This is a genomic window from Anderseniella sp. Alg231-50, from assembly GCF_900149695.1.
Lineage (GTDB): Bacteria > Pseudomonadota > Alphaproteobacteria > Rhizobiales > Aestuariivirgaceae > Anderseniella.
This window is the reverse complement of record NZ_LT703007.1, coordinates 185,528-208,023: the sequence shown is the minus strand read 5'-3', so window position 1 is coordinate 208,023 and position 22,496 is coordinate 185,528. Positions and strand designations below refer to the sequence as shown.

Here is a 22,496-nt window from a genome sequence, read left to right as displayed (position 1 = left end):
GATAGCCACGATTCGCCCCCGAACCTCAACGATTCCGCGGCATTGCGGCAGTAACTATCCATAGATATCTGACGTCACGCGACCGTCATGGTTCTGAACACCGCGCTGACACCACGAGATATAGTGCCGGTCACATTTCAAACCGGTGAAGTTTTTGGTTAACGACAGGTTAACGCCAAAGCACCCAGGGTTGCTTTGGAAGTTAAAAATACACGTTTAAGTTGTGGTGATGGTGATAATCGCGAGAATCAGGCGAGTGGCCGGGAATCGGAGCGCTCAACGGTCTCGCTGGATTGATCTGGATCAACACGCATTTTCATCACCGGCGACACACTCTCCATCGGATCAGGTATCTGAACAACGGAGATGAAGTCATGACAACCTATGAGCAATTGTATCTCGCCATGGTCATAGTTGCCTTTGTATCGTTCGGGATCGTGCTGGCGACCATGTCCTATCGTCAGGGGAAAAAGTAGCGTTCCGGGCAGTTGTTTCAGCACACCTTTACTGCGAGGCAGTGCAGGTAGGGTCAGTCAATTGCCGGAAAGACATCGGTTTTCTTGACGGTTCCGTAGGCGAAGCTGGTGTCAATTGATCCAATGCCGCCAATGGGATGCAGCCGTTTGCGGACGAATTTCTCATAGTCATCGAGGTCTGCCACCACGACGCGCAGAAGATAATCCGAAACGCCGGTCATCACATAGCATTCCAATACTTCATCGATGGCCCTGACCCGGCTTTCGAAATGCTGCACCACATCTTCGGTATGCCTTTCCAGGCTGACACGTACAAACACGTTTACCGGAAGGCCGTAGGCCCTGGCGTCCACGCTCACGCTGTAGCCGCGAATGGCGCCGCTGGCCTCAAGGTTCTTCAGTCTTCTGAGGCAGGGCGACGGAGACAAATTCACTTCGGCTGCCAGGTCCTGGTTGGTCATGCGGCCATTGCGCTGCAGCGCGCGTATGATCTGACGGTCTTTGGGGTCCATATCGAATTCCATGTTGGCATATAATTCCAATAAATACAGTAATATTGGCATAAATAGCAATATTTAGCCTGCCAACCTCACATATGCTGGACCGAGTACAAACATCGGAGGCTGTCATGAAATCATCATCCAGGAGCTTTTCAACGCGGGCAATTCACCATGGCTATGAACCGGCTGACCACGAAGGTGCCCTGACACCGCCAGTGCATCTCACGTCGACCTTCGCATTCGAAACCGCCGAAGCTGGCGGAGAAATGTTCAGCGGAGACAGGCAGGGTCACATCTACTCGCGCATATCAAACCCCACGCTTGACCTGCTGGAGCGGCGGATTGCCGACCTGGAAGAGGCCGAGGCAGGCCTGGCGCTGGCTTCCGGCATGGGAGCCATCTCGTCCACCTTGTGGACCCTGGTTGCCCCGGGCGATGAGATCATTGTCGACAAGACGCTGTATGGCTGCACATTCTCCTATCTGCAGCACGGGCTGGGTAAGTTCGGCGTCGTGATTACGCATGTGGATCTGACAGAGCCGGACAACCTGGTCGGCGCAATCAGCGACAGGACCAAGGTGGTGTACTTCGAGACCCCGGCCAATCCCAACATGCGGCTGGTTGATATTAAACGTGTATCGGAGATTGCGCACACGCAAGGCGCGGTGGTCGTGGTCGACAATACCTATGCCACACCGTACCTGACCCGTCCTGTCACGCTGGGCGCTGATCTGGTGGTGCATTCGGCCACAAAGTATCTCGGTGGACATGGCGACGTGGTTGCAGGACTTGTCGTTGGAAGTGCGGAGATGATCGCCGAAATCCGCATGTTCGGGATGAAGGACATGACCGGCGCCGTCATGGCGCCGTTCAATGCCATGTTGATACTGCGCGGCATCAAGACCCTGGAATTGCGCATGGACCGGCATTGCCAGAGTGCCATGACTGTTGCTCGCATGCTGGATGAAAATCCAGCCGTCACAAAGGTCTGCTATCCCGGCTTGCCCGGATTTGACCAGCATGAACTGGCCTGCCGGCAGATGTCCGGCTTTGGCGGCATGATTGCCTTTGAACTTGAAGGCGGCCTTGACGCCGGGCGCACCCTGATGAACCGCCTTGAGATGATCGGGCGCGCTGTGTCGCTGGGTGACACGGAAACCCTGATCCAGCACCCCGCCAGCATGACGCATTCCACCTATACAGCGGAAGAACGAATGGTGCATGGTATCAGCGATGGCCTTGTCCGCCTGTCGATCGGGCTTGAGGGTGTCGACGATATACTGGCAGATCTCGAGCAGGCCTTGCCGGGGGCCACCAATTTGAAAGCTGCATAGACCAGGTTCATGACCGAAACACAAACCCATCTGAAGACCATTGAGCAACGGCTTTTGTGGCTGTCGCACTGGATGATCCACAACGCCAACCACATCCGGCCCAAGGCTGACGGTATCAAGGTCGGCGGCCATCAGGCATCGTCCGCCTCGATGGTGTCGATCATGACCGCGCTGTATTTCTCCGCACTCAGGCCCGAGGACCGGGTGGCTGTGAAACCGCATGCCTCGCCGATCTTTCATGCCATTCAATATCTGATGGGTAACCAGACGCGTGAGAAGATGGAGAATTTTAGAGGGTACGGCGGGGTCCAGTCCTATCCGTCACGCACCAAGGATATCGACGATGTCGACTTTTCGACCGGGTCGGTGGGCCTTGGCGTCGCGATAACCTCATTTGCTTCGCTGGTGCAGGACTACATCACCGCCAAGGCCTGGGGGCAGGGAGTGCCGCTCGGCAGGATGGTGGCGCTGGTCGGGGACGCCGAACTGGACGAGGGCAACATTTATGAAGCCTTGCAGGAAGGCTGGAAGAACGACCTGCGCAACACCTGGTGGGTCATCGATTATAACCGCCAGTCGCTGGACGGCGTGGTGCGCGAAGGCCTCTGGCAACAGGTGGAAAAGATATTCGATACATTCGGCTGGGATGTGGTGCGCGTCAAATACGGCCATCTGCAGCGCGCTGCTTTCGAAGAACGCGGCGGCGACAAGCTGCAAGCCTGGATCGATGCCTGTCCGAACCAGCTTTATTCAGCCCTGACATTCATGGGCGGATCAGTCTGGCGCAAGCGCCTCATGGATGATCTTGGCGACCAGGGCGATGTGACGGCGCTGATCGATGCAAGGTCGGATGACCAACTGGCCGAACTGATGGAAAACCTCGGCGGCAATTGCGTGGCGACTATGGCCGAGGCATTCGCTGCCGTCGACCATGACCGGCCGGTCTGTTTCCTCGCCTATACCGTAAAGGGATGGGGCACCCCCATTGCCGGCCACAAGGACAATCATGGCGGGCTGATGAACAAGACCCAGATGGCGGCGTGGCAACAGCACATGGGCGTGGCCGAGGGCGAGGAATGGGACCGGTTCGCAACAGTCAGTGATGCCAATGCGCTGCAGGCATTTCTGGACCAGACGGCGTTCTTTTCCAAAGGCGTGCGCCGGTTCAGCGAGCCGGCAATACCGGTGCCGGATATCGAACCCTCCAGCGAACGTGAAATTTCTACCCAGATGGGTTTCGGCAAGGTGCTCGATGACCTGTCGAAGGGTGACAGTGTGCTGGCCGAGCGCATCGTCACCACGTCACCGGATGTCACCGGCACCACCAACCTGGGCCCCTGGGTCAACCGGCGCAAGCTGTTTGCCCGCACCGAACAGGCCGACACCTTCATCAGCGAGAAAATCCCGTCCACGGCGAAATGGGAGTTCACGCCGGAAGGCCAGCATATCGAGCTCGGCATTGCCGAAATGAACCTCTTCCTGCTGCTCGGCGCTGCCGGCCTGTCGCATTCCTTGTTCGGCAAGCGCCTGCTGCCGGTCGGCACTGTGTACGACCCGTTTGTCGCCCGCGGTCTCGATGCGCTGAACTATGCCTGCTATCAGGATGCCCGTTTCATGATCGTCGGCACCCCGTCCGGCGTCACGCTGGCGCCTGAAGGCGGGGCCCATCAGTCTGTCGGTTCACCACTGATCGGTATGAGCCAGGACGGGCTGGCGGCGTTCGAGCCTGCCTTCGTCGATGAACTGGCGGTCATCATGCAGTGGGCATTCGACTACATGCAGAAGGATGGCGAAGGCGACCGTGACGAACGAACCTGGCTGCGCGACGAAACCGGCGGCTCGGTGTATCTGCGCCTGAGCACCAATCCGATTGAACAGCCCGGTACCCGTGCCAATGACGACTTCCGGCAGGGCACCATTGACGGGGCTTACTGGCTGCGCGAGCCGGGTCCGAACTGCGAAGTGGTCATTGCCTATCAGGGCTGCGTTGCACCGCAGGCCATTGCGGCGGCGGCACGTATTGCCGAGGTCCGGCGCGACGTCGGCGTTCTGGCCGTTACGTCGGCAGATAGACTGAATGCCGGTTGGACAGCCGCGCAACGTGATCGCCGGCGCGGCAATGCCCGGGCGCGCAGTCACATCGAGGCATTGTTGTCGCCGCTGCCGGGCAACTGCTCGATTGTCACCGTCATTGACGGTCATCCGGCGACGCTTGCCTGGCTGGGCGGCGTGGTCGGGCACCGGACAATCCCGCTCGGCGTGGAGCACTTCGGCCAGACCGGCAGTATTGCCGATCTGTACGATCATTTCGGCATTGATGCCAACGCCATCGTGCACGCCGCGACCGGTCTGACAGAGGGAAGCTCGGAAATTCCGGCCCTGCTGTTCACCGACCAATGACAGGTTTGCGGCACAGTATGGCAGGCGGTGTTGCCGAGAAACGTAGCCGCACAGGCACGGTTGCTGTGACCGCAACAGTGCTGGTCATGGCAATGTTTGGCGGCGGTGCAGTAGCGCAGGGGGACAATGAAGCCGCTGCTGCTGATCTCGCAAGGGTTCCTGCCTGTATCAACAACAAGGGTGAGCAGGTTCAGTTCAACACGACGGACCGGGGCCGTCCCGGCCTGGCAGCCGGCATGGCGATCAGGGATGGCAACGGAAAACCTGTCGTACTCAGGTCCAATTTCGCGTCGGCACCGCGTGAGTTCCAGCAGTTCATCGACCGGCATGAATGTGCTCACCACCAGACCGGCGATGTCGATCGGCCGCATCCGCCGCGCAATGGTCCCGAACATCTCATGAATGAAGCCATCAGTGATTGCGTTTCCATCCGCCGTCTGCGCGATGAAGAAGGCTTCGGCAAGCCGGCGTTCGACAAGGTGACTGCCGCGTTGCGCGCCGACATGGCAAAGATCGGGTTCCCCGAGATCAGCATCGCCAGCCGCATCCGCAATATTTCAGGCTGTTTCGACAACCCGGCATCCGCCGAAGATCTCATCCGGCAGGTTCTGCAGCAGCGCGGACTGCCGCCGCAATAGTATGCCAGTTGCCGGTGTGTCAAACAGTTGTTACTCTCATCGTGCTTGTAGAACACGGGAGGTTGTAATGACAAATTTTTCACCTGAGCCTGACGAAAGATAAGATCTGATCCGGCAGGATTGCGGCACCGGCTGTTCAGTTCCTGACAAATTGCAATTGGTCGAACTGCTGCCGGAAGGCCGTCACCTCGCTGGCCAGCGACGCTGGATCGTTTGTGCCCAGCGCACGTGTAATCAGCCCGGCCAGTTTCTCTGCGTGATCCGGCGTCACGCCCCAGCGCACGAGTTCCGGCGTGCCGATGCGCAGGCCGTTCATGTCTCCGGCGACTTCGGTTCCCGGCAGGCCGATACCGCAGGCCAGAAATCCTGCCTTGCGCAGCTTTTTCGATGCAGCCTGGCCACCGCCAAAGCGGGCGGCTTCGATGGCAAACTGGTGCGACTGCGTGTAGCCGAATGCCTCGCCGTGAACCGGCATGTCGTGAGCGGCGAGCGTTGACGCCAGGGTTTTTGCCAGCTCGACCATGGCGGCGCCATAGGCTTTTCCATGCTCACGCCAGTCCAGCATGGTGATGGCAAGTGCTGCAGATTTTGCCGCGTCGAAATTGGCAGTCATGCCGGGAAATGCGATGTGGTCGAGCCGCTCCGCGATTTCGGCGTCATTGCTGACAATCAGCCCGCCGGCAGGTCCGCCGAGGCTCTTATAGGTGCTCATGGTCATCATATGCGCACCTTGCGCCAGGGGATTGGGCCACGCCTGACCCGCTATGATGCCGCATTGGTGTGCCGCATCGAACAACACGCGGGCATCTACCTCATCGGCGATCGCGCGCACCTCAGCCACGGGATGCGGCGACAGGTTGAGGCTGCCGCCGATTGTGATCAGCCTGGGGCGAACCTTGCGGGCAAGTTCCCGTAACTCGTCCACATCGATGGTGTAACCATCGTCCCTGATCGGAGCACGATGGATATCGAGGCCGTAAAGGCCTGCACATCCGGCCTCGTGATGGGTTACATGACCGCCGATTGATGCCGGCGGCACGATCACCGCATCGCCGGGTCTGGTCAGTGCCATAAAGCCGTACAGGTTGGCCATGGCACCCGATGCCACGCGGATTTCCGCATACTTTGCCGCGAAAATTTCTGCACACAATTCAGCAGTGATGACTTCGATCTCTTCAATGGCTTCCAGCCCCATCTCATACTTGTCGCCCGGGTATCCCAGCGACGGACGTGATCCAAGGCCGGCCGACAGCATGGCTTCGGCGCGTGGGTTCATGACATTGGTGGCCGGGTTGAGATTGAAGCAATCACGCTCATGGATGGTCTTGTTGTCTTCAACCAGTTGCTCAAGCCGGGTATCTATCTGCGCGCTGGAGGCCCGCGCCGTCTCGTCGGCGATGCGCTGTACCACGGTCTCGCAGTGGGTCGGAACCCAGGGTCTTGGTGAGATGGATGTCATGGCTGTCTCCTTGGCGGGCAGAAGTAGTGTCGCGATCATCTTCCCACAAGAGCAGCGGACGGGCTTGCAGGCAAATCAGTTTTGCGAAATATTAGGGTTAGAAAAATTGAGGCTAAAATGGCTGTTGCACCACCACGACCCAAAGACATTCCGCTGACTGCGCTCAGGGCCTTTGAAGCTGCTGCCCGGCTGGGCGGATTTGCGGCGGCATCGCAGGAACTGGGCGTGACACCGGGTGCCATCACCGCGCACATCAAGTCGCTGGAGGCAGAACTGGGCGCGGTGTTGTTTGAACGTACACCGCGAGGTGTCCAGCTGAACGCCCTGGGCCAGGCGGTGCTGCCGGGGTTCACCGAGGCGTTCGACGGGCTCGGGCTCGCGGTTCAGACCCTGCGCAACGAAGCGGCGCCAAGTGCTGTGCATATCGCCGCCTTGCCGTCGCTGGCGCAATTGTGGTTGTCGCCGCGCCTGCCGGCCTTGCGTGCCGCAGCACCGGATATATCAATCTCCATCACGGCAATGGAAGTTCCGCCCAACCTCAAGCGCACGCCTTACGAGCTGAGCCTGTTTTACGGCGATGACGCCAAGGGAACTCTGGCCCGGGATGTCATATTTCCGGTCTGCTCGCCGGCGTTGGCTGAAAAGCTTGGATCACCGGCCGACCTTGCGCAGGTTTCCTGCCTGTCTGACTCAACCTGGATCGACGACTGGGCAATCTGGTTTCGCACTGCCGGTTCGGATTTTACACCCCGTGGCCCGGTGTTTTCACTCTATACGCTGGCGGTTGAGGAGACGGTCAACGGTGCCGGTGTGCTGATGGGACACGAGGCGCTGGTCGCATCGCATCTGGCAAGCGGTGAACTGGTGGCGCCCTTTGATCTCAGGGTTGAGCTGAACACTTCGCTCAGGCTGTGGTCGCAAAGGCCTCTCAAGCCAGGCGGTGCGGCATACCGGGTTATGCGGTGGCTGCAGCAAAACCGGTAACTCGGCCGGTTCAGGTCAGTTGCGCGAGCGCCACATGCCTTTACCCGCCAGCGGACGGTCTCTGACCACAGCCTCGCGCCGGAGCACATAGACACCCGACGCAATGATCATCAGGGCGCCGACCAGGGTGGTCGATTTCGGCACTTCGCCCCACAACAGGTATGACAGGATAGTGGCCCACAGCATTGATGTGTACTCGAATGGCGCAACGGTCGGAGCATTGCCGATGCGGTAGGCGGTGGCCAGCAGCCAGAACCCCAATGCTGAAATCACCCCGATCACCACTATCATCAACAGTTCGGTTCCTGCCGGCATGTGCCACGGCAGCAGCAGGAATTTCAGTGCGCTGTCGGTTGCAGCCGGGGGGTCAAGATTGGCGACCAGCACCCCGATCGCGCCGCCGCAGTAGAAGAAGGTGATCATCATGTAGAACGCCATTACGGATCCTGATTCCGTAATCCCCATCTTGCGGCCGAGCAGGGCCGAGATCGAATAGCAGAATGCCGCCAGGATCGGCAGGATGGCTGTTGCCTGGAATGTGTCGGCGCCCGGTTGAATAATCACCATGGCACCTGCAAACCCGAACAGGATTCCGGCCCATCTGCGCCAGCCAACCCGTTCCCCGAGGATGGGAACGGCAAGCGCGGTAATGAACAGGGGCGCGGTGAACCAGATGGCCACCACCGCCGTCAAGGGCATGGTGGGAAGTGCCAGATAATAGAAGAAAAATGCGCCGAAGCCGATGAACGATCGTAGCGCATGCATGATCGGATGTCGTGTCGCCAGCGTCCCCAGGCCTGATTCATAGTGCACGATCATGAACATGAGGGGCAGGGCGATGATGGCGCGGACAAACACGATCTGATGTGCCGGATAGCGGTCCGACAGCTGTTTGACGATTACGTCCTGAAACGAGAAGATGAAAATGCCGGCGCACAAGAACAAAACCGCACGAGCCGTATCGCTCATGCCGGACAGCCTGAAATCGCCGGTTGGAACGCTCATCGCTTGCAGCCGCTTTCCTTACCAATTGCCGGCCATCTGCAACGCAGAGACCAAGTCTTGATACTGAAAGCCTGTCATGCAGGCCCTGAGGATGTCTCGCTCAAAAACGCCAGATTAAATGTCGCGAATTGACAATGGGTCAGGCCGGGAAACGGCTATTTCAATCTGGCAACACCGAGCGGCACAGAGTACTTCCTGCACCAGATAACCACTTCTTTGGCGGCTTTGGTGGCCTTTGTTGCCCGAACCGAATAGGTGCCGGAACCTTTGTTCCTGCGCAGCACACCTGCCGTGCCGCCCTTGACGGGGCGGGAACCGTTGCCCAGTGACACATAAGGATCCGGCGCGCCATCTAGGCTGAAGTTGGAGCCCAGTTTGATGACCAGCTTGCCGCCCTGTTCGGTCACGGTAACCGATCCGGTCGTTGTGTGGCCCTTGGCGCCTTTGAAGCTGCCGCTTGCAGCCAGCGAAGGGCTGGCAGCAAATGCCAGCAGGGCGACGGCCAGTGCGGTTGATCTGAACATGAGGGTTTCTCCGGTCGGGTTTGTTTTGTGGCCAATTTATGGTGTCACAGAAGTCACGTGCAAATCACATGGCAGTGTGAATGCGGTGATTATACCGAAGGAAGTGAACATTATATGGTCAGGCGCGCGCCTTCATGCGCATCTTGATCGGTCCGTCAGCCCGGCCGTTGACGAGCTGCAGGACATATGGGTTTTCCGACGCGTCGATGTCGGCCACAGCACCGCTCCACACAATCCGGCCTTCATGCAGCATGAACATGTGATCGTATTCGCTGCGGGCAGCATCCATGTCACTGGTAATGGCGAACACGGTGGCGTGGCTGTCTTCAATGGAGCGGTCGAGCAGGCGGTAAATCGCCTTGGTGGTGATCGGGTCAAGGCCGGCGGTGGGCTCATCAAGAAGCATCAGCGAAGGCTGGCTGGCCAGGACGCGTGCGATGCCGACCCGTTTTTGCATTCCGCCGGACAATTCGGACGGCAACAGGTCCGCGGTACTGGCCGGCAGGTTCACACGGGCCAGCTTGTCAATTGCAAGCTCGCGGGCCTCCGTCCGGTTCATGCCGTCATGGTTGATTGGCCGGAACGAAATGTTCTCCCAGACCATGAGGCTGTCGAACAGGCCGCCTTGCTGAAACAGCACGCCGGTATCGGCAAGCAGTTCATTACGGTCCCGCTGACTGATTCCCGTAATCAGCTGACCGTCCAGCCTGATGGTGCCCGTGTTCGGCGCATGAATACCGGCGACACATTTCATCAACACGGTTTTACCTGAGGCGGCAGGCCCGATAAGCACGGTCTTGCGGCCGGTCGGAATATCCATGGAGATGTCATGCAGCACTTTTGCATCGTCAAATGACATGTTCACACCGGCAATGGACAGTTTCACGGTGTTTGTGCTGGTGGTCATGAGGCAGGTCCGGAGTGATTGTCATCGGCGTTGGATATGAGCTTGTACCGCGTGCAGCCACTTTTCTCAATCGTTGCAGCGTTTCAATTCCATGCTTGTAATTGTCGCCACACCCTAGACTTGAGCCTTCCGAATAGGCCATAACGGGTCAGCAATTCACGTTATATGTCTGCTCTTTGCGCAGCTCGGGTTTCTGGCATGAAAAACTTACTACTGCAGTTGTTTACCTGGTGGAACGGTCAGACCATGGGAACGCGCTGGTTCACGGCGCGCCACGGCGAGAAGGTCGGTTCCGACGAATTCGGCAACACCTATTACCGCGCCCCGTCCAAATTGCCGGCGTCGATTGCCGAGCGCCGCTGGGTCATCTATGCCAACTATGCGGAAGCGTCGATGATCCCGCCCGGCTGGCATGGCTGGATGCATCACCGCACCGATACGCCGCCAAGCGAGGTGGAGTATGCCGCGCGCGAATGGCAAAAACCGCATCATCCCAACCTGACCGGATCGTCCAAAGCTTACAGGCCCGCCGGCAGCCTGTTGGGTGCGACGCCGAAGCAGGCGGCAAAACCGGATTACGACGCATGGCAGCCTGAATAGCGGCCTGGTCAAGCACTTTCACACCACGGGTATTGAGGCAGGAGCACCCCGGATATGAAGAATTCCATGGCGGAGACAGCTGTTGGCGCGTTCGTTGTTGCCATTGCGGTCGGATTTTTCGGTTTCATGTATTTCGTAGGCGGGCTCGGCGGGCCTGCAAACGGTTACAGCGTCAACGCATCGTTCGGATCTGTTGACGGAATTTCGGTTGGTACCGATGTGCGTATGGCCGGCATCAAGATCGGGTCGGTGACGGCGCAGAAACTTGATCGTGAAAGCTATCGGGCAAATCTTGAACTGGCGGTCGACTCCACTGTCAAATTGCCCGAGGACACCACTGCCAAGATCGCTTCCGAAGGTCTGCTTGGCGGAAAATTCATTTCGCTGGAGCCGGGCGGCAGTGACACCCTGATTGCCAGCGGCGGTGAGATAGAGTTCACCCAGGACGCCATTGACCTGTTCGGACTGGTCTCCCAGTTCGTGCTTGGCTCAGGCAAGTCGGACGACAAGAAATCGGAAGGCGACTCGACCCAGTCAAGCCAATGAACTTCAACACATCATCATCAAAGCAAACCTGGTCTGCCGATGCCTATTCTACGCATGGCCGTTTTGTAGCCGATCTGGCCGGTGCCGTGTTTGAGTGGCTGGCTCCGCAGGCGGGCGAAAAGATTCTCGACCTTGGATGCGGAGACGGTGCCCTGACGCACAAGCTAGCCGATATTGGTGCCGATGTGCTTGGCGTCGACATGAGCGATGATCTGCTGGCGGCGGCGCGCGAGCGTGGCCTTAAGGTTATGAACCGTGATGGTCACAAGCTTGATTTTCCGGCAGAGTTTGACGCGGTATTCTCCAATGCGGCGCTGCACTGGATGAGCCAGCCGGAACTGGTCATTGACGGCATATGGCGTGCCCTGAAACCTGGTGGCCGGTTCGTTGCTGAATTTGGCGGGCATGGCAATGTGGCAGCTATTGTGACTGCGATGCGGGCTGTCAGCGCACGCAGGGAAGGCGACGAGAGCCTGGCGGGACCATGGTTTTTTCCGTCTGCGGATGTCTATGCCGATATGCTGGCAGACGCAGGGTTCGACGTGCGCAGGGTGGGGCTGTATCCGCGCCCGACACCTCTGAAGACCGGCATGAAGGAATGGCTCAAGCTTTTCCGCAAGCCGTTTTTCGAGCAGTTTGGAACCGAAGCGGACAGCGTCCTGGATGAGGTCGAGCAATTGCTGCGGCCGAGCCTGTGTGATGCTCGCGGTAATTGGACGGCTGACTATGTGCGTATTCGCGTGGAGGCAGTGAAGCCTTTATGAAGCTGTCAGGGATATACCTTGTTTCGGGTATGATTTTGGCAGGGGTTCTGGTTGTTGCACCAGGTCCCTTGCGCGCGCAGGCCATTGAAAACCCGCTGGCGGTTTTTGCCGGGCTCGACAAGATCACCGGCCGCATCACCACGTTTGAAATTCCCGTCAATGAAGTGCGCAGGTTCGGGGCGTTGAATGTGTATCCGCGCATCTGCAATTCCAGGCCGCCGACAGAGGAACCGAAAACGACCTCTTTTGTTCAGGTTGATGAAAACCTGCTGAGCGGCGGCACGCGCAGAATATTTTCGGGGTGGATGCTGGCCGAAAGCCCTGGCCTGAATGCAGTTGAGCACCCGGTCTATGATGTGTGGCTCATTGGGTGTCATGATCCGAATCGCAAAAGCGTTGACGATGAACCGGGCACCATTCCACCGGCCCAAAACGAGCCTCCCGCTGAAGCTGAGCAGCAAACATCGCCACAAGAATGACGACTTTGGGCGCGAACCCTAGTTTTGCCACACATCCGCGCGATCAAGACATACGAACGGGCAATGCTGAGACAGGCGGGAACATGATGGTAACAAAGCGGCTGGTGAATTTTCTGTCAGGTGCAGTGGCGGCATGTATCATCTGTGTGCCCATGGCGGCCACGCCGGCACATTCTGCGTCGTGCTCGGCACTGAAAAAAGAGTTTTCGAAAAAGATACGACCGTCAATTCTCAGGTTGGCCAAGAAAGAATTCCATCTGAGCAACTGGTATCATGCGACGCTGAAAAAGCAGCAATCAGGAGCGCATCCGACGCTTGCGGATATCAACAAGACCCACAAGGCGATGCTGGCCAACTGCGATTCGCGCTCGGACAGGAAATCATGCCGCAAATTTGCGACCCAGATGACGTCCGCATCACGGCGTATTTTCAACGTCAACAAACGCTGGTCCGCTGCGGGCTGTCCCGGTCAGCTGAATCGGTAGGAATGACGGTACTCCCGCCCTGATGCCAGGAGGACTAGTCGTCCGGCGGGTAATGCATCGGAATGCTGATTTCAGTGACAGCAGGACCTTTTACGGGAAATGTCGCTTCGTGATGAAGTGGTATGAAGCGTGGCGGTGTATTGTAATTTGAAACGCCCGCACCCTCGATCGGGTATTTCAGGAACCGGTGCCGTTCCAGAACTCCGTCATTGTTCTGGTCATGTCCTACGGAGATGGCGTATTTCCCGTCCGGCACATTTTCAAACAGGAAGCTTACAGTCCCCTGCACAGCAGGAATCTTGACCTGCCTGACATTGCTGCGGCCTTCTTCACAACTCGGGAAACCCCAGCCGGAACTCCACAGGCATGCCAGAACCGTACCGCTTGCATTGCGTACCCCGGTGACCGACACAAACACGTCTGCAGAAATTGCCGGCGTTGCCAGCGCACATGACCAGGCGACGACGGCGATGCAGCGAATGGACCGGAGGGAGGAGAGTTTCAACATGTTGGATAACACCGTAACTGATTGGTTCTAAACTAGTATAGCAGCAAGCTCGATTTTGTGGAGCACATTGTGTGATCTGGGGTCAGTGCGTTGTGTGTCTGCAAAATTGTGATCATCTTATGTGTCGTCATGATGGCCGGACTTTGCCGATGCCAGTACAGCCTCCGGATTGTCGTCGTCTGTAAATGCCGTAAAGTCCGCGTGCGCCACTAAAGCATCATCAAGCAGTTTGCGATAGTCGTCGCGCGGGACTTCCTCACAACCGAATGTCTTCAGATGGTCGGTCACAAACTGGGTGTCCAGCAAGCGAAAGCTGCCTGCCTTTAGGCGCGCGACGAGATGCACCATCGCCACCTTGGAAGCGTCGCGCTGTGCGGAAAACATGCTTTCGCCGAAAAACACGGCGCCGATGCGTACGCCATAAAGCCCGCCAGCCAGCGTCCCTTCGCTGTCGCGGCATTCAACCGAATGACAGCACCCCATCGCATGCAACTGGTTGTACAATGCTGAGATTCTGGCGTTGATCCAGGTTGAGGGCCGCTCGACAACCGCATTTTCGCCGGCACTGCCGGCCTGGCCCGAGCACGCCCGGATTACACCGTCGAAGTCAGTGTCCACTGTAACGGAAAACTGCCCGGACCGGATTCGGCGGGCGAGTGAGCGTGATACATGAAAACCATCCAGTGGGATAATTCCCCGCACCTCCGGTTCAACCCAGTAAAGCGCACTGTCATTAGCGCTTTCTGCCATCGGAAAAATCCCGGCAGTGTAAGCTTTCAGCAGAACCTGGGGTGTGATCGTCGACATGGCTGATAGTGTTACCGGATTGCCGGTGTGACCGGCAAGAGAACAATTCTTGGTGAAGCAGGGTGCGCAATATCGGCTGGCATGCTAGGCCTGCCGGTTGTTGGACAGAAAACCGGGGAAATGAGAAATGCAGGACGACAAGATTACAGGCGAGGAAGCTCGCGCCGGGCGGATCGTGAAGAATGGCCGGATTCTGAAAATTCTGATGACTTCGATCACCTTGCTGGTGGTTGGTTTCCTCATTGTCGGATACGTCAACGGCTAACATCGGGTTGTCATGCCGAATGCGGATGCGAGCCTGTCCGGATCGCAAACACAAGGTGCATCATGACTGCTTCAAAGATGAGTTGGACAGCAGCCGGGCAGGGTGCGCTTGCATGCTGTATGTTATGGCTCGCGTCAACGGCCGTGCCTGCACCCGGCAATGCTTCGTTTACGGCCAGCTTCCAGCCCTGCGACCTGCCGCTTGTTGCCAGCGGCAGCAATGGCGTGTTGGCCCGTTGTCAGGTCGAATTTGCAGGCAGCCAGGGCTCGGTTGAACTGGTCGGGCAGGCGCCGAACCGGGTGACAGAGGTTTTGTTCCGGAGTGAAAGCAATGAAACGGTCCAGCGCATTGCGGTTTCAGCCCGGCCTTTCATTGACCCTGAAAATGTATCGATCATTGTTCGCGACATGAATTTTGACGGCATGCCGGACTTCGGGTTGAGGGATTTTGCTCTTACCGGCGCAAACGAGCCTTGGCAATTCTGGTTGTGGGATGAGGTGCTCGACAGATTTGTGTATCACCGCGCACTCAGCAAATTGCCGAATCCGGAAGTAAGTACAGCGTCACAGGTCGTGCGGGCTTACCTGGTTGACGAGCATAACAACATCACCACCAAGACCTATTCCTGGCACAAGGGTGAACTGGTGCTGCAGGGGATCTCCCGCGAAGTCGCTCGCTGACAATCAGGGTAAGGGCCCTACAGAGCGCTTTCATCCTGCTTGTTGCACGGCCATGGATCTGGCGCATCAACGCCTGCCGGGAGTTTGGTCGTGCCGTCTCCGCATGCAATCGCCACCTGGGCCGAGGTCAGTCCCTTTACGCCTGACAGGTCGGCACCCACCAGGTTGCTGCGGTACAGGTAGGCGTTGGTCCAGTCGGATCCCGCCAGCTTGGCATTTCTGAATGAGGCCCTTGCGACTATGGCGTAGGTGAAGTCGAGACCGGTCAGGTCGGCATCGTTGAAATTGCTGCGGATGACGTCGGATTTTTCGAGTGACGCACCACTGAGGTTTGCGCCTTCAAACATGGCGCGTGGCAGGCTGGAACGTGACAAGTTGGCCTTGGTCAGGTTGGCGCCGCTCAAATCAGCGCGGAACAACTCAATCGCCTGCATCTTGGCATCGCTCAGATCCGCTTCTGCGAGCACTGTGCGATTGCCTGCTGTTTTCACCAGCGATGCGCCCTTGAGAGAGGCTCCTTTCAAAGAGGTATAACTCAAGTCGGCATTATCCAGGTTTGCGCCGTTGAGGTTTGCACCACCAAGGTCTGTGCTGGTCAGGTTGCTGCCGTCAAGCTTTGCGCCATCCAGTGAAGCAGACCCCAGCATCAGCAGCTTTTTTGAACAGCCGGACCAGTCAACGCCTGATCCCGCATGATCCTTGCACCCGGCCAGTGCCGTTGCAGGGCCAAGACCAAGCAGCATCACTGCCGTGGCTATCAGCGCAGCCATTTTCATAGAGAATGCCTCCCGAACATCTTTGTCGCCTTAAAATCTGATTCTCAGATTTGTATAGCAGTAGACTTCCAGTGCTTTGGGGCGAAAACACGGACGGGTTGAACAATTCCTTTCAATTCATGGTGACCGATGTCGTCCAGCGGGATTTCAAGCAGGTCGCCGACCTGCTGTGACATCACCACCGGGCGCATGACGCGCTTGGTCAGAGCTTCCAGGCGGGCGGCCTCGTTCACCGCACTGCCTATGACTGTAAAGTCCAGCCGGTCATGACCGCCGACATTGCCGAAGAACACTTCCCCGATATGCATGGCGATGCCGCATCGGATCGGGGTCCAGCCATTCAGATTGCGGACATCTTCGCAAGGATTGGCGTTATAGGCATCAAGGTTTCTGAGCGCTTCGTCGGCGGCGCCCATGGCCGCTTTTGCCGCATCTGCAGCCGATGCGGCACACTGGAACGGAAACACCGCCAACACCCCGTCACCCAGGAATTTCAGCACATCGCCGCCATTGCCCGTAACCGCGCTCACCACCTGCTCAAAGAATCCGTTCAGAATCCGGTTGACCTGCGGGCCTGAATATTTTTCGGTCAGTTCGGTGAACCCGCGCATGTCGGCAAACCAGATTACTGCCTCGATGGCGTTGCCGTCGCCCCGGCTGATCGAACCCTCGAGCACCTGCTTGCCGGCGCTGTGACCCAAATAGACATTGAGGACGTTCTCGGCGACACGCCGCGATGTGTGACGGTGAACATGCAGCGCAAGGTACTTGAGTACCCGGTCAAGCTGACGCTGCTGCTGCTTTGTAAAACCGTCCTGTTCAGCGGTCGCGATTGTAACCACGTCGAAGCGTTGTGCCCCGATGCGCTTGGGCATTGGCAGGACGGCGTAATGCTTGATGCCCTGTTCGGCGAGTTCTTCGATGATCGGATACCGGGCCTGGGTTTCCGGGTCGCTAACGTCCAGAAACAGTGATTGGCCATCTTCAACTGCCGGGCGCAATGGGCTGCGCATGTATGCTTCCGACTGGGCTGACATGGCCTTCACAACGATCTCGTCGCACAGACCGTCAAATTTGTTCCAGCTCCAGCCGAAGCCGGTCAGTTGCGGATGCAGTGTCCCCACATGGATCGTGGCGCGCACGATTGGCAGGCCGGCAGCGACCATGCGCCAGGCCAGTGACTCTGTCAGCGACAGCATGTCGGTTTCGTTTATGGCTTCTCCCAGAAGCCAGTCCTCAAGATCGGTTATTGAAGACGTTGTTCCAGCTGCCGCCTCGCCGCGATTGCCGCGGCCAAGCAGGTGGACAAAGTCCGGATAGGACCTTGGTGCCGGATCAAGATAAATCGGTGGCATAGACTGTTCCCGTGGATCGCCCGGACACAAATGCCCGGACCGAACGACTTATATAGGATAAATTTCGCAAGTTTCCATGCCGACGGGCTGAACAAATTCGCGGCCAGATCATTACCTGGCCAGAAACTTCTCCAGCCAGTGAATATCGTATTCACCATCGATGATATCGGTTTCGCCAAGCAGGCGCTGAAACAGCGGAATCGTGGTTTCGATTCCCTCGATGACATATTCCCCCAGCGCGCGTCTCAACCGCATCAGGCATTCATTGCGGTCACGGCCATGTACGATCAGCTTGCCGATCAGGCTGTCATAGTAGGGCGGGATTGAATAGCCGGCATAGATACCTGAGTCGACCCGGACACCCAGGCCTCCCGGCTGATGAACGCCGATTACCCTGCCGGGAGAAGGCGCAAAGGTTTCCGCGTTTTCCGCGTTGATGCGGCACTCAATGGCGTGGCCGGAAAAATGTATGTCTTCCTGCCTGAAGCCGAGCGTGGCGCCTGACGCAACCCGCAACTGCTCCTGTACCAGGTCAAGCCCGGTAATTGCCTCTGTTACGGGGTGCTCAACCTGCAGCCTGGTGTTCATCTCAATAAAGAAAAACTCGCCGTCTTCGTAGAGGAACTCTACAGTGCCGGCACCGGAGTACTTCATTTCCGCCATCGCCTTGGAACAGGTCTCCCCGATTTCCTTGCGCTGGGCTGCATTCAGGGCCGGCGACAGGGCTTCTTCCCAGACCTTCTGGTGCCGGCGCTGTAACGAACAGTCGCGCTCGCCCAGATAGACGGCATTGCCTTTTCCGTCGCCAAACACCTGCACCTCGATATGGCGCGGCGTGCCCAGATACCGTTCTATGTATACGGCATCGTCACCAAAGTTGACCTTCGCTTCGGTCTGAGCGGTGGACAGCGCGGTGTCGATTTCGTCCTCGGACAACGCGACCTTCATGCCGCGCCCGCCGCCGCCGGCGGCGGCCTTGATCAGCACCGGATAGCCGATTTCCTTCGCCACACGCCGGGCTTCATCAAACCCTGAAACCCCGCCGTCCGAGCCTGGAACCACCGGGATGCCCAGCTTCTTGGCCGTGAGCTTGGCCTCGATCTTGTCCCCCATGACCGAGATGTGTTCGGCCGATGGGCCGATGAAGGCGATGTCATGCTCTTCGAGAATTTTGGCAAACCTGGCATTCTCCGACAGGAATCCGTAGCCAGGATGCACCGCATCGGCACCTGTTATTTCGCACGCGGCAACGATGGCCGGGATATTGAGATAACTGTCTGTTGCAGATGGCGGACCGATGCACACGCTCTCATCTGCCAGGCGCACATGCATGGCCGTTGCGTCTGCGGTCGAGTGAACAGCGACCGTCTGCACGCCCAGCTCGCGGCAGGCGCGCAAGACACGAAGTGCGATTTCACCACGGTTGGCTATCAGGACTTTTTCAAACATCAGGATCTGGGCCTTACAGGGGCGGTCCGTTTTTGGGGTGCAGGGTGCAGCGGATTTACTCGATCACCATCAGCGGCTCGTCATATTCAACAGGATCCCCATTGCCGACGAGAATCGCCGTCACGGTGCCGCTGTGCGGGGCAGGGATCTGGTTCATCGTCTTCATGGCCTCGATGATCATGATGGCCTGGCCTGCCTTGACCTTGCTGCCGACCTGTACAAACGGGGCAGCCTCCGGTGAAGGCGACATGTAGGCGGTGCCGACCATCGGTGAATTTACGGTTCCGGCAGATTTTGCCGCAGGCGCGGCGGAAGCCTCTGCGGCAGGTGCACTGGGTGCGCTGACAATGCTCGGCGCAGGTGCCTGGATCGTCGGTGCAGGCGCTGCGTAGGTGGCGGAGATCTCGCGCGCCACCCGGATTTTCAGGCCATCCTGTTCAACCTCGATTTCACTCAAACCCGTGTCGGTCAGAATTTCGGCAAGCTGGCGGATTTGCTCGTTGTCGAATGTCTTGTTGTCCTTGGCCATGTCTGATTCCGGTGTCCTGTTGTTCAGGTTTTGCCAGCCCTGTCGGCGGCGATTTGTTTTGCAGCGTCGATTGCCAATACATAGCCATGCGCTCCAAACCCGCACATGACCCCGTCAGCAACGCTGGAGATGAAGCTCTTATGCCGGAAGCTCTCGCGCTTGTACACATTTGAAAGGTGCAGTTCCACGACTGGCAGCCCGGTGGCTTTCAGCGCGTCGTGCAACGCGACCGACGTATGTGTGTAGGCGGCGGCATTGATGACAATCGCGATAGCCGTATCCCGCGCCTGCTGTATCCAGTCCACCAGTTCGCCCTCGGTGTTGGATTGGCGAAAATCGACTTTGGCGCCGAGTTTTTCCGCATGGGCATGGCAACGGGCTTCAATGTTGGCCAACGTGGTTGCGCCGTATATCTCAGGTTCGCGCGTGCCGAGCAGGTTCAGGTTCGGACCGTTAAGTATCAGAATCGTGTCGGACAACAGAGATCATCTCCAATTGGGGCAGGTCAGCAGGCTCACAGCATGCAAATGCCGTCCCGTGCTTTTCTTGTACACCGGTATTGCCACAAAAACAGCGCCCGGCCAAGCGTAGGCACCGGTCAGGCTGTGGATGAGATTATCTGGTCACCACGGATGTATGGATCACAGGAAGCGGAAGCCTGTGATTTGCTGTTGCGGCGTCAGCAGAACTGGCACCCGCCTTTGTCGCGAACAATTTTGACACTGGTTGCAAGTTGCTCGTAAGGCATGGCGCCAGGGACCAGATTGTCGTCGATAACGAACGCAGGGGTTCCGTTGATTCCGAGGGACTGGGCAAGTGCACGGTTGTCATTGATACTCTTCTCAATCGCGTCCGCGTCCGATGTCATGTCGGCTTTCAGCTTCTCCACATCAAGGCCGGCCTCAGCGGCAATCGACATGACCATTGCCTCATTGTCGATACCGCCGCTGGCTGCCATCAAGGCGAGGTGCAACTCCCAGTATTTGCCCTGTTTCTTGGCTGCGATTGCCGCGCGTGATGCGATGATCGAACCTTCCGACAGAATCGGAAATTCCTTCATGACGATGCGCAGGTTCTTGTCTTCCTCGGTGAAACGAAGCACGTCTGCGACAGACCGCTTGCAGAAGCCGCAATTGTAGTCGAAGAACTCGACCATGGTGACATTGCCATCGGGATTTCCGACAACAAAGTCATTCTCGTCGCGGAAAAGCTGTTTCGCGTTGCTGGCGATGGCTTCGCGGGCCTGCTTGTCCTGCTGATCACGCTCAGCAACCTGCAGCTTGGCGATCATCTCGTTGAGAATGGCCGGGTTCTCCAGCAGGTACTCACGAATTATATTGTGCATTTCATTGGTTTGCGCCTTTGAGAAAGTTTCCTGCGCGGACACGTGCTGAGGCAGCACGACACTGCCGGCTGCAAGTGCAAGGGCCACAAGATGGGCTGTGAATTTGGTGCGCATGAAACTAAACTCCTGTGTTGTCCAAACCGGACGGATCTGTTTGTTGGACCGGTTATACCGGTTCCTTGGGGAATTTCATCTTCAACTTTTCTTTTTTTTCAGGGCGTTGAGTATGTCGGTTGCCCTGATCCACACAGTAGAACCGGATTTTGACCGCCGCTTGGCGCCTTCGGCCTTCCGTTTTGCCAGCTTTTTGTCGCCGCGCAGCATGGCACTTTCCGCAGTGGACAATTCTGCGCGAGCATAGTCGCCCAAAATGCCGTGTGCCCGCGCCTTGTGCAAATGCAGCGAGCCCGACTCACCCTCAAATCTCTGCGCTTTGGACAACACTGACAATGCCGTCCGCGCCGCTTCTTTGGTATTGGCGGCAAGCAGTGCCTGCGCCAGCAGAATGCTGATCAGGCCGCTTTTCGGATACAGTTTCAGAGCCTGGCGCAATGGTGCGACGGCATCAGCCGGGAAACCTTTTTCAAGCAGGGCCTGACCCTTGAGTTCCCAAAAATACGGGTTCTTCGGTATTCTTGCAATCAGCTTGTCAATCGCAGGGATGGCGGTCTGCAGGTCGCCCACCCTGTAGGCAGCGATAGCGCGGGCGTACTGGGCAGGGATGGATTTGTCCGCAGCTGGATAGGATGAGTACACGGATTGCGCCGAACGGGTGAAACCGGCAAGTTTTGCCTGTGCCATCTTGTGGCGGAACACCAGGTAATCCTTGTCCTTCTTGTTGTAATGCTTCGATGCCCGGACGCGATTCTCCAGAACCCGGATACGCTGCAGGGGCAACGGATGGGACACGGCATACGGATCGACGTACTGCAGGGAGGCAATGGACTGGTTGTAGAGCTTCTGAAACAATTCCAGCATACCCCGGCCGGATTGCCCCGATGCCTCCAGATAGCGCAATGCGCCTTCGTCCGCCGCTGCTTCCTGGGCCCGGACATAGGTCAGCAAATTGCGCCTGGCAAACTCCGCACCGCCAAAGACCAGTGCCCCGGTCGCCCCGCCGCTGGATGCCGCACCAGCCTGTGATGCACCGATTGCGGCTGCCGCGCCCAGCAAGGTTCCGATGATGACCTGGGTCGAAGCGCGGTCGAGCTGAACACCAAGCCGGGCCAGATGACCACCGGCAACGTGGGCCGTCTCGTGCGCCAGGACGCCAATAACCTCGTTGGGACTTTGAGCCTTTTCGATCAGGCCGGTATGAATGAAAATGCGCTGGCCACCGGCAACGAACGCGTTGATGCGACTGTCGTCGATCAGGTAGATGTTCACGGCTCTGGGTGGAATTTTCGCGACTTTGAAGATCGGCTTGAGATAGCGCCGCATGAGCTCTTCGATTTCCGCGTCACGGATCAGCCGGGGACTGTTGCCGCGCTGTTGCGCAAAGGAGGACAGGCTGGCCTGCGCCAGCATGGCGGCGGACAGAACAAGAATCCCGATCGTGCGCAATGATTTCTTCATCAGCGGTTTGAATAGGTCCTTTTGTGCGTCCGGTTCCACGCGACTTCAACACCGATGAAACGCATGTCCGGATCAGACGGATTTGTATCGAACATTACGGCAAAAG

Annotated in this window: 25 protein-coding genes; 11 read left to right on the top strand and 14 right to left on the bottom strand. The window is 57.8% G+C overall.

Annotation, left to right across the window (positions count from 1 at the left end; translation table 11 throughout):
- Nucleotides 1-529 precede the first annotated feature (529 nt).
- Nucleotides 530-988 carry an Lrp/AsnC ligand binding domain-containing protein gene (locus tag DHN55_RS20970; protein WP_108883646.1) on the bottom strand — a complete coding sequence of 153 codons (459 nt, stop codon included), beginning with the start codon at nt 986-988 and terminating at the stop codon, nt 530-532.
- 116 nt (nt 989-1,104) lie between these two features.
- Between DHN55_RS20970 and DHN55_RS20965 the strand changes: the two genes are divergently transcribed.
- Genes DHN55_RS20965 through DHN55_RS20955 form a run of 3 tightly spaced genes read left to right on the top strand, consistent with a single transcriptional unit; the run spans nt 1,105 to nt 5,348 of the window.
- Nucleotides 1,105-2,310 (top strand): methionine gamma-lyase, encoded by a 1,206-nt coding sequence (locus tag DHN55_RS20965; protein ID WP_108883645.1) that lies wholly within the window; start codon nt 1,105-1,107, stop codon nt 2,308-2,310.
- A 9-nt stretch (nt 2,311-2,319) separates the two neighbouring features.
- Nucleotides 2,320-4,710 carry a 1-deoxy-D-xylulose-5-phosphate synthase N-terminal domain-containing protein gene (locus DHN55_RS20960; RefSeq protein WP_108883503.1) on the top strand — a complete coding sequence of 797 codons (2,391 nt, stop codon included), beginning with the start codon at nt 2,320-2,322 and terminating at the stop codon, nt 4,708-4,710.
- Nucleotides 4,711-4,727: 17 nt separating this feature from the next.
- Nucleotides 4,728-5,348, top strand: a complete 621-nt coding sequence (locus DHN55_RS20955) for a hypothetical protein (protein WP_108883502.1) — start codon at nt 4,728-4,730, stop codon at nt 5,346-5,348.
- Between the two features lie 136 nt (nt 5,349-5,484).
- On the opposite strand, the gene glyA is transcribed toward DHN55_RS20955, so the two are convergent.
- Entirely contained in the window at nt 5,485-6,807 is a 1,323-nt protein-coding gene (gene glyA, locus DHN55_RS20950; protein WP_108883644.1) for a beta-eliminating lyase-related protein, read from the bottom strand.
- A 117-nt stretch (nt 6,808-6,924) separates the two neighbouring features.
- Here glyA and DHN55_RS20945 point away from each other — a divergent pair, with 117 nt between their 5' ends.
- Entirely contained in the window at nt 6,925-7,791 is an 867-nt protein-coding gene (locus tag DHN55_RS20945) for a LysR family transcriptional regulator (protein ID WP_108883501.1), read from the top strand.
- A 15-nt stretch (nt 7,792-7,806) separates the two neighbouring features.
- Here the strand turns inward: DHN55_RS20945 and DHN55_RS20940 are convergent, their stop codons facing one another.
- From DHN55_RS20940 to DHN55_RS20930, 3 genes are all read right to left on the bottom strand, one after another.
- On the bottom strand, nt 7,807-8,796 hold the full coding sequence (locus DHN55_RS20940) for an EamA family transporter (RefSeq protein ID WP_108883500.1): 990 nt from the start codon (nt 8,794-8,796) through the stop codon (nt 7,807-7,809).
- Nucleotides 8,797-8,951: 155 nt separating this feature from the next.
- Complete coding sequence (locus tag DHN55_RS20935) at nt 8,952-9,320, bottom strand: DM13 domain-containing protein (protein WP_108883499.1); 369 nt, start codon at nt 9,318-9,320, stop codon at nt 8,952-8,954.
- 118 nt (nt 9,321-9,438) lie between these two features.
- Nucleotides 9,439-10,227 (bottom strand): ATP-binding cassette domain-containing protein, encoded by a 789-nt coding sequence (locus DHN55_RS20930; protein WP_108883498.1) that lies wholly within the window; start codon nt 10,225-10,227, stop codon nt 9,439-9,441.
- 198 nt (nt 10,228-10,425) lie between these two features.
- On the opposite strand from DHN55_RS20930, the gene DHN55_RS20925 reads away from it, so the two are divergent.
- The 5 genes from DHN55_RS20925 to DHN55_RS20905 all read left to right on the top strand — a co-directional run bounded on the left by DHN55_RS20925 (nt 10,426) and on the right by DHN55_RS20905 (nt 13,101).
- On the top strand, nt 10,426-10,827 hold the full coding sequence (locus DHN55_RS20925) for an NADH:ubiquinone oxidoreductase subunit NDUFA12 (protein WP_108883497.1): 402 nt from the start codon (nt 10,426-10,428) through the stop codon (nt 10,825-10,827).
- 54 nt (nt 10,828-10,881) lie between these two features.
- Nucleotides 10,882-11,373, top strand: coding sequence for an outer membrane lipid asymmetry maintenance protein MlaD (gene mlaD, locus DHN55_RS20920; protein WP_108883496.1), 492 nt, complete (start codon nt 10,882-10,884; stop codon nt 11,371-11,373).
- Nucleotides 11,370-12,137: a methyltransferase domain-containing protein gene (locus DHN55_RS20915; protein ID WP_108883495.1), complete on the top strand. Its 768-nt coding sequence runs from the start codon at nt 11,370-11,372 to the stop codon at nt 12,135-12,137. Before mlaD ends, DHN55_RS20915 begins: the two co-directional genes overlap by 4 nt.
- 29 nt (nt 12,138-12,166) lie before the next feature.
- Nucleotides 12,167-12,616: a DUF2155 domain-containing protein gene (locus tag DHN55_RS20910; protein WP_337660630.1), complete on the top strand. Its 450-nt coding sequence runs from the start codon at nt 12,167-12,169 to the stop codon at nt 12,614-12,616.
- Nucleotides 12,617-12,699: 83 nt separating this feature from the next.
- Nucleotides 12,700-13,101, top strand: a complete 402-nt coding sequence (locus DHN55_RS20905; protein ID WP_108883493.1) for a hypothetical protein — start codon at nt 12,700-12,702, stop codon at nt 13,099-13,101.
- Nucleotides 13,102-13,135: 34 nt separating this feature from the next.
- Here the strand turns inward: DHN55_RS20905 and DHN55_RS20900 are convergent, their stop codons facing one another.
- Nucleotides 13,136-13,609 (bottom strand): DUF2141 domain-containing protein, encoded by a 474-nt coding sequence (locus tag DHN55_RS20900; RefSeq protein WP_108883492.1) that lies wholly within the window; start codon nt 13,607-13,609, stop codon nt 13,136-13,138.
- Between the two features lie 117 nt (nt 13,610-13,726).
- A complete protein-coding gene (aat, locus tag DHN55_RS20895; protein ID WP_108883491.1) occupies nt 13,727-14,416 on the bottom strand; it encodes a leucyl/phenylalanyl-tRNA--protein transferase in 690 nt (229 codons plus the stop codon).
- A gap of 127 nt (nt 14,417-14,543) precedes the next feature.
- On the opposite strand from aat, the gene DHN55_RS22555 reads away from it, so the two are divergent.
- The gene (locus tag DHN55_RS22555) at nt 14,544-14,681 is read left to right on the top strand and encodes a hypothetical protein (RefSeq protein WP_337660629.1); all 138 of its coding nucleotides are present in this window, start codon (nt 14,544-14,546) and stop codon (nt 14,679-14,681) included.
- Nucleotides 14,682-14,743: 62 nt separating this feature from the next.
- On the top strand, nt 14,744-15,361 hold the full coding sequence (locus DHN55_RS20890) for an XAC2610-related protein (RefSeq protein WP_337660628.1): 618 nt from the start codon (nt 14,744-14,746) through the stop codon (nt 15,359-15,361).
- Nucleotides 15,362-15,378: 17 nt separating this feature from the next.
- Here the strand turns inward: DHN55_RS20890 and DHN55_RS20885 are convergent, their stop codons facing one another.
- The 7 genes from DHN55_RS20885 to DHN55_RS20855 all read right to left on the bottom strand — a co-directional run bounded on the left by DHN55_RS20885 (nt 15,379) and on the right by DHN55_RS20855 (nt 22,390).
- Nucleotides 15,379-16,137, bottom strand: a complete 759-nt coding sequence (locus tag DHN55_RS20885; protein WP_108883489.1) for a pentapeptide repeat-containing protein — start codon at nt 16,135-16,137, stop codon at nt 15,379-15,381.
- A gap of 44 nt (nt 16,138-16,181) precedes the next feature.
- Nucleotides 16,182-17,492: an adenylate/guanylate cyclase domain-containing protein gene (locus DHN55_RS20880; protein ID WP_108883488.1), complete on the bottom strand. Its 1,311-nt coding sequence runs from the start codon at nt 17,490-17,492 to the stop codon at nt 16,182-16,184.
- Between the two features lie 111 nt (nt 17,493-17,603).
- The gene (gene accC / locus DHN55_RS20875; RefSeq protein ID WP_108883487.1) at nt 17,604-18,941 is read right to left on the bottom strand and encodes an acetyl-CoA carboxylase biotin carboxylase subunit; all 1,338 of its coding nucleotides are present in this window, start codon (nt 18,939-18,941) and stop codon (nt 17,604-17,606) included.
- Nucleotides 18,942-18,996: 55 nt separating this feature from the next.
- Complete coding sequence (gene accB / locus DHN55_RS20870) at nt 18,997-19,470, bottom strand: acetyl-CoA carboxylase biotin carboxyl carrier protein (RefSeq protein ID WP_108883486.1); 474 nt, start codon at nt 19,468-19,470, stop codon at nt 18,997-18,999.
- A gap of 23 nt (nt 19,471-19,493) precedes the next feature.
- Nucleotides 19,494-19,949, bottom strand: coding sequence for a type II 3-dehydroquinate dehydratase (aroQ, locus tag DHN55_RS20865; RefSeq protein ID WP_108883485.1), 456 nt, complete (start codon nt 19,947-19,949; stop codon nt 19,494-19,496).
- Nucleotides 19,950-20,149: 200 nt separating this feature from the next.
- Nucleotides 20,150-20,929 carry a DsbA family protein gene (locus DHN55_RS20860; protein ID WP_108883484.1) on the bottom strand — a complete coding sequence of 260 codons (780 nt, stop codon included), beginning with the start codon at nt 20,927-20,929 and terminating at the stop codon, nt 20,150-20,152.
- A gap of 81 nt (nt 20,930-21,010) precedes the next feature.
- On the bottom strand, nt 21,011-22,390 hold the full coding sequence (locus DHN55_RS20855) for a M48 family metalloprotease (RefSeq protein WP_337660627.1): 1,380 nt from the start codon (nt 22,388-22,390) through the stop codon (nt 21,011-21,013).
- Nucleotides 22,391-22,496: the final 106 nt, after the last annotated feature.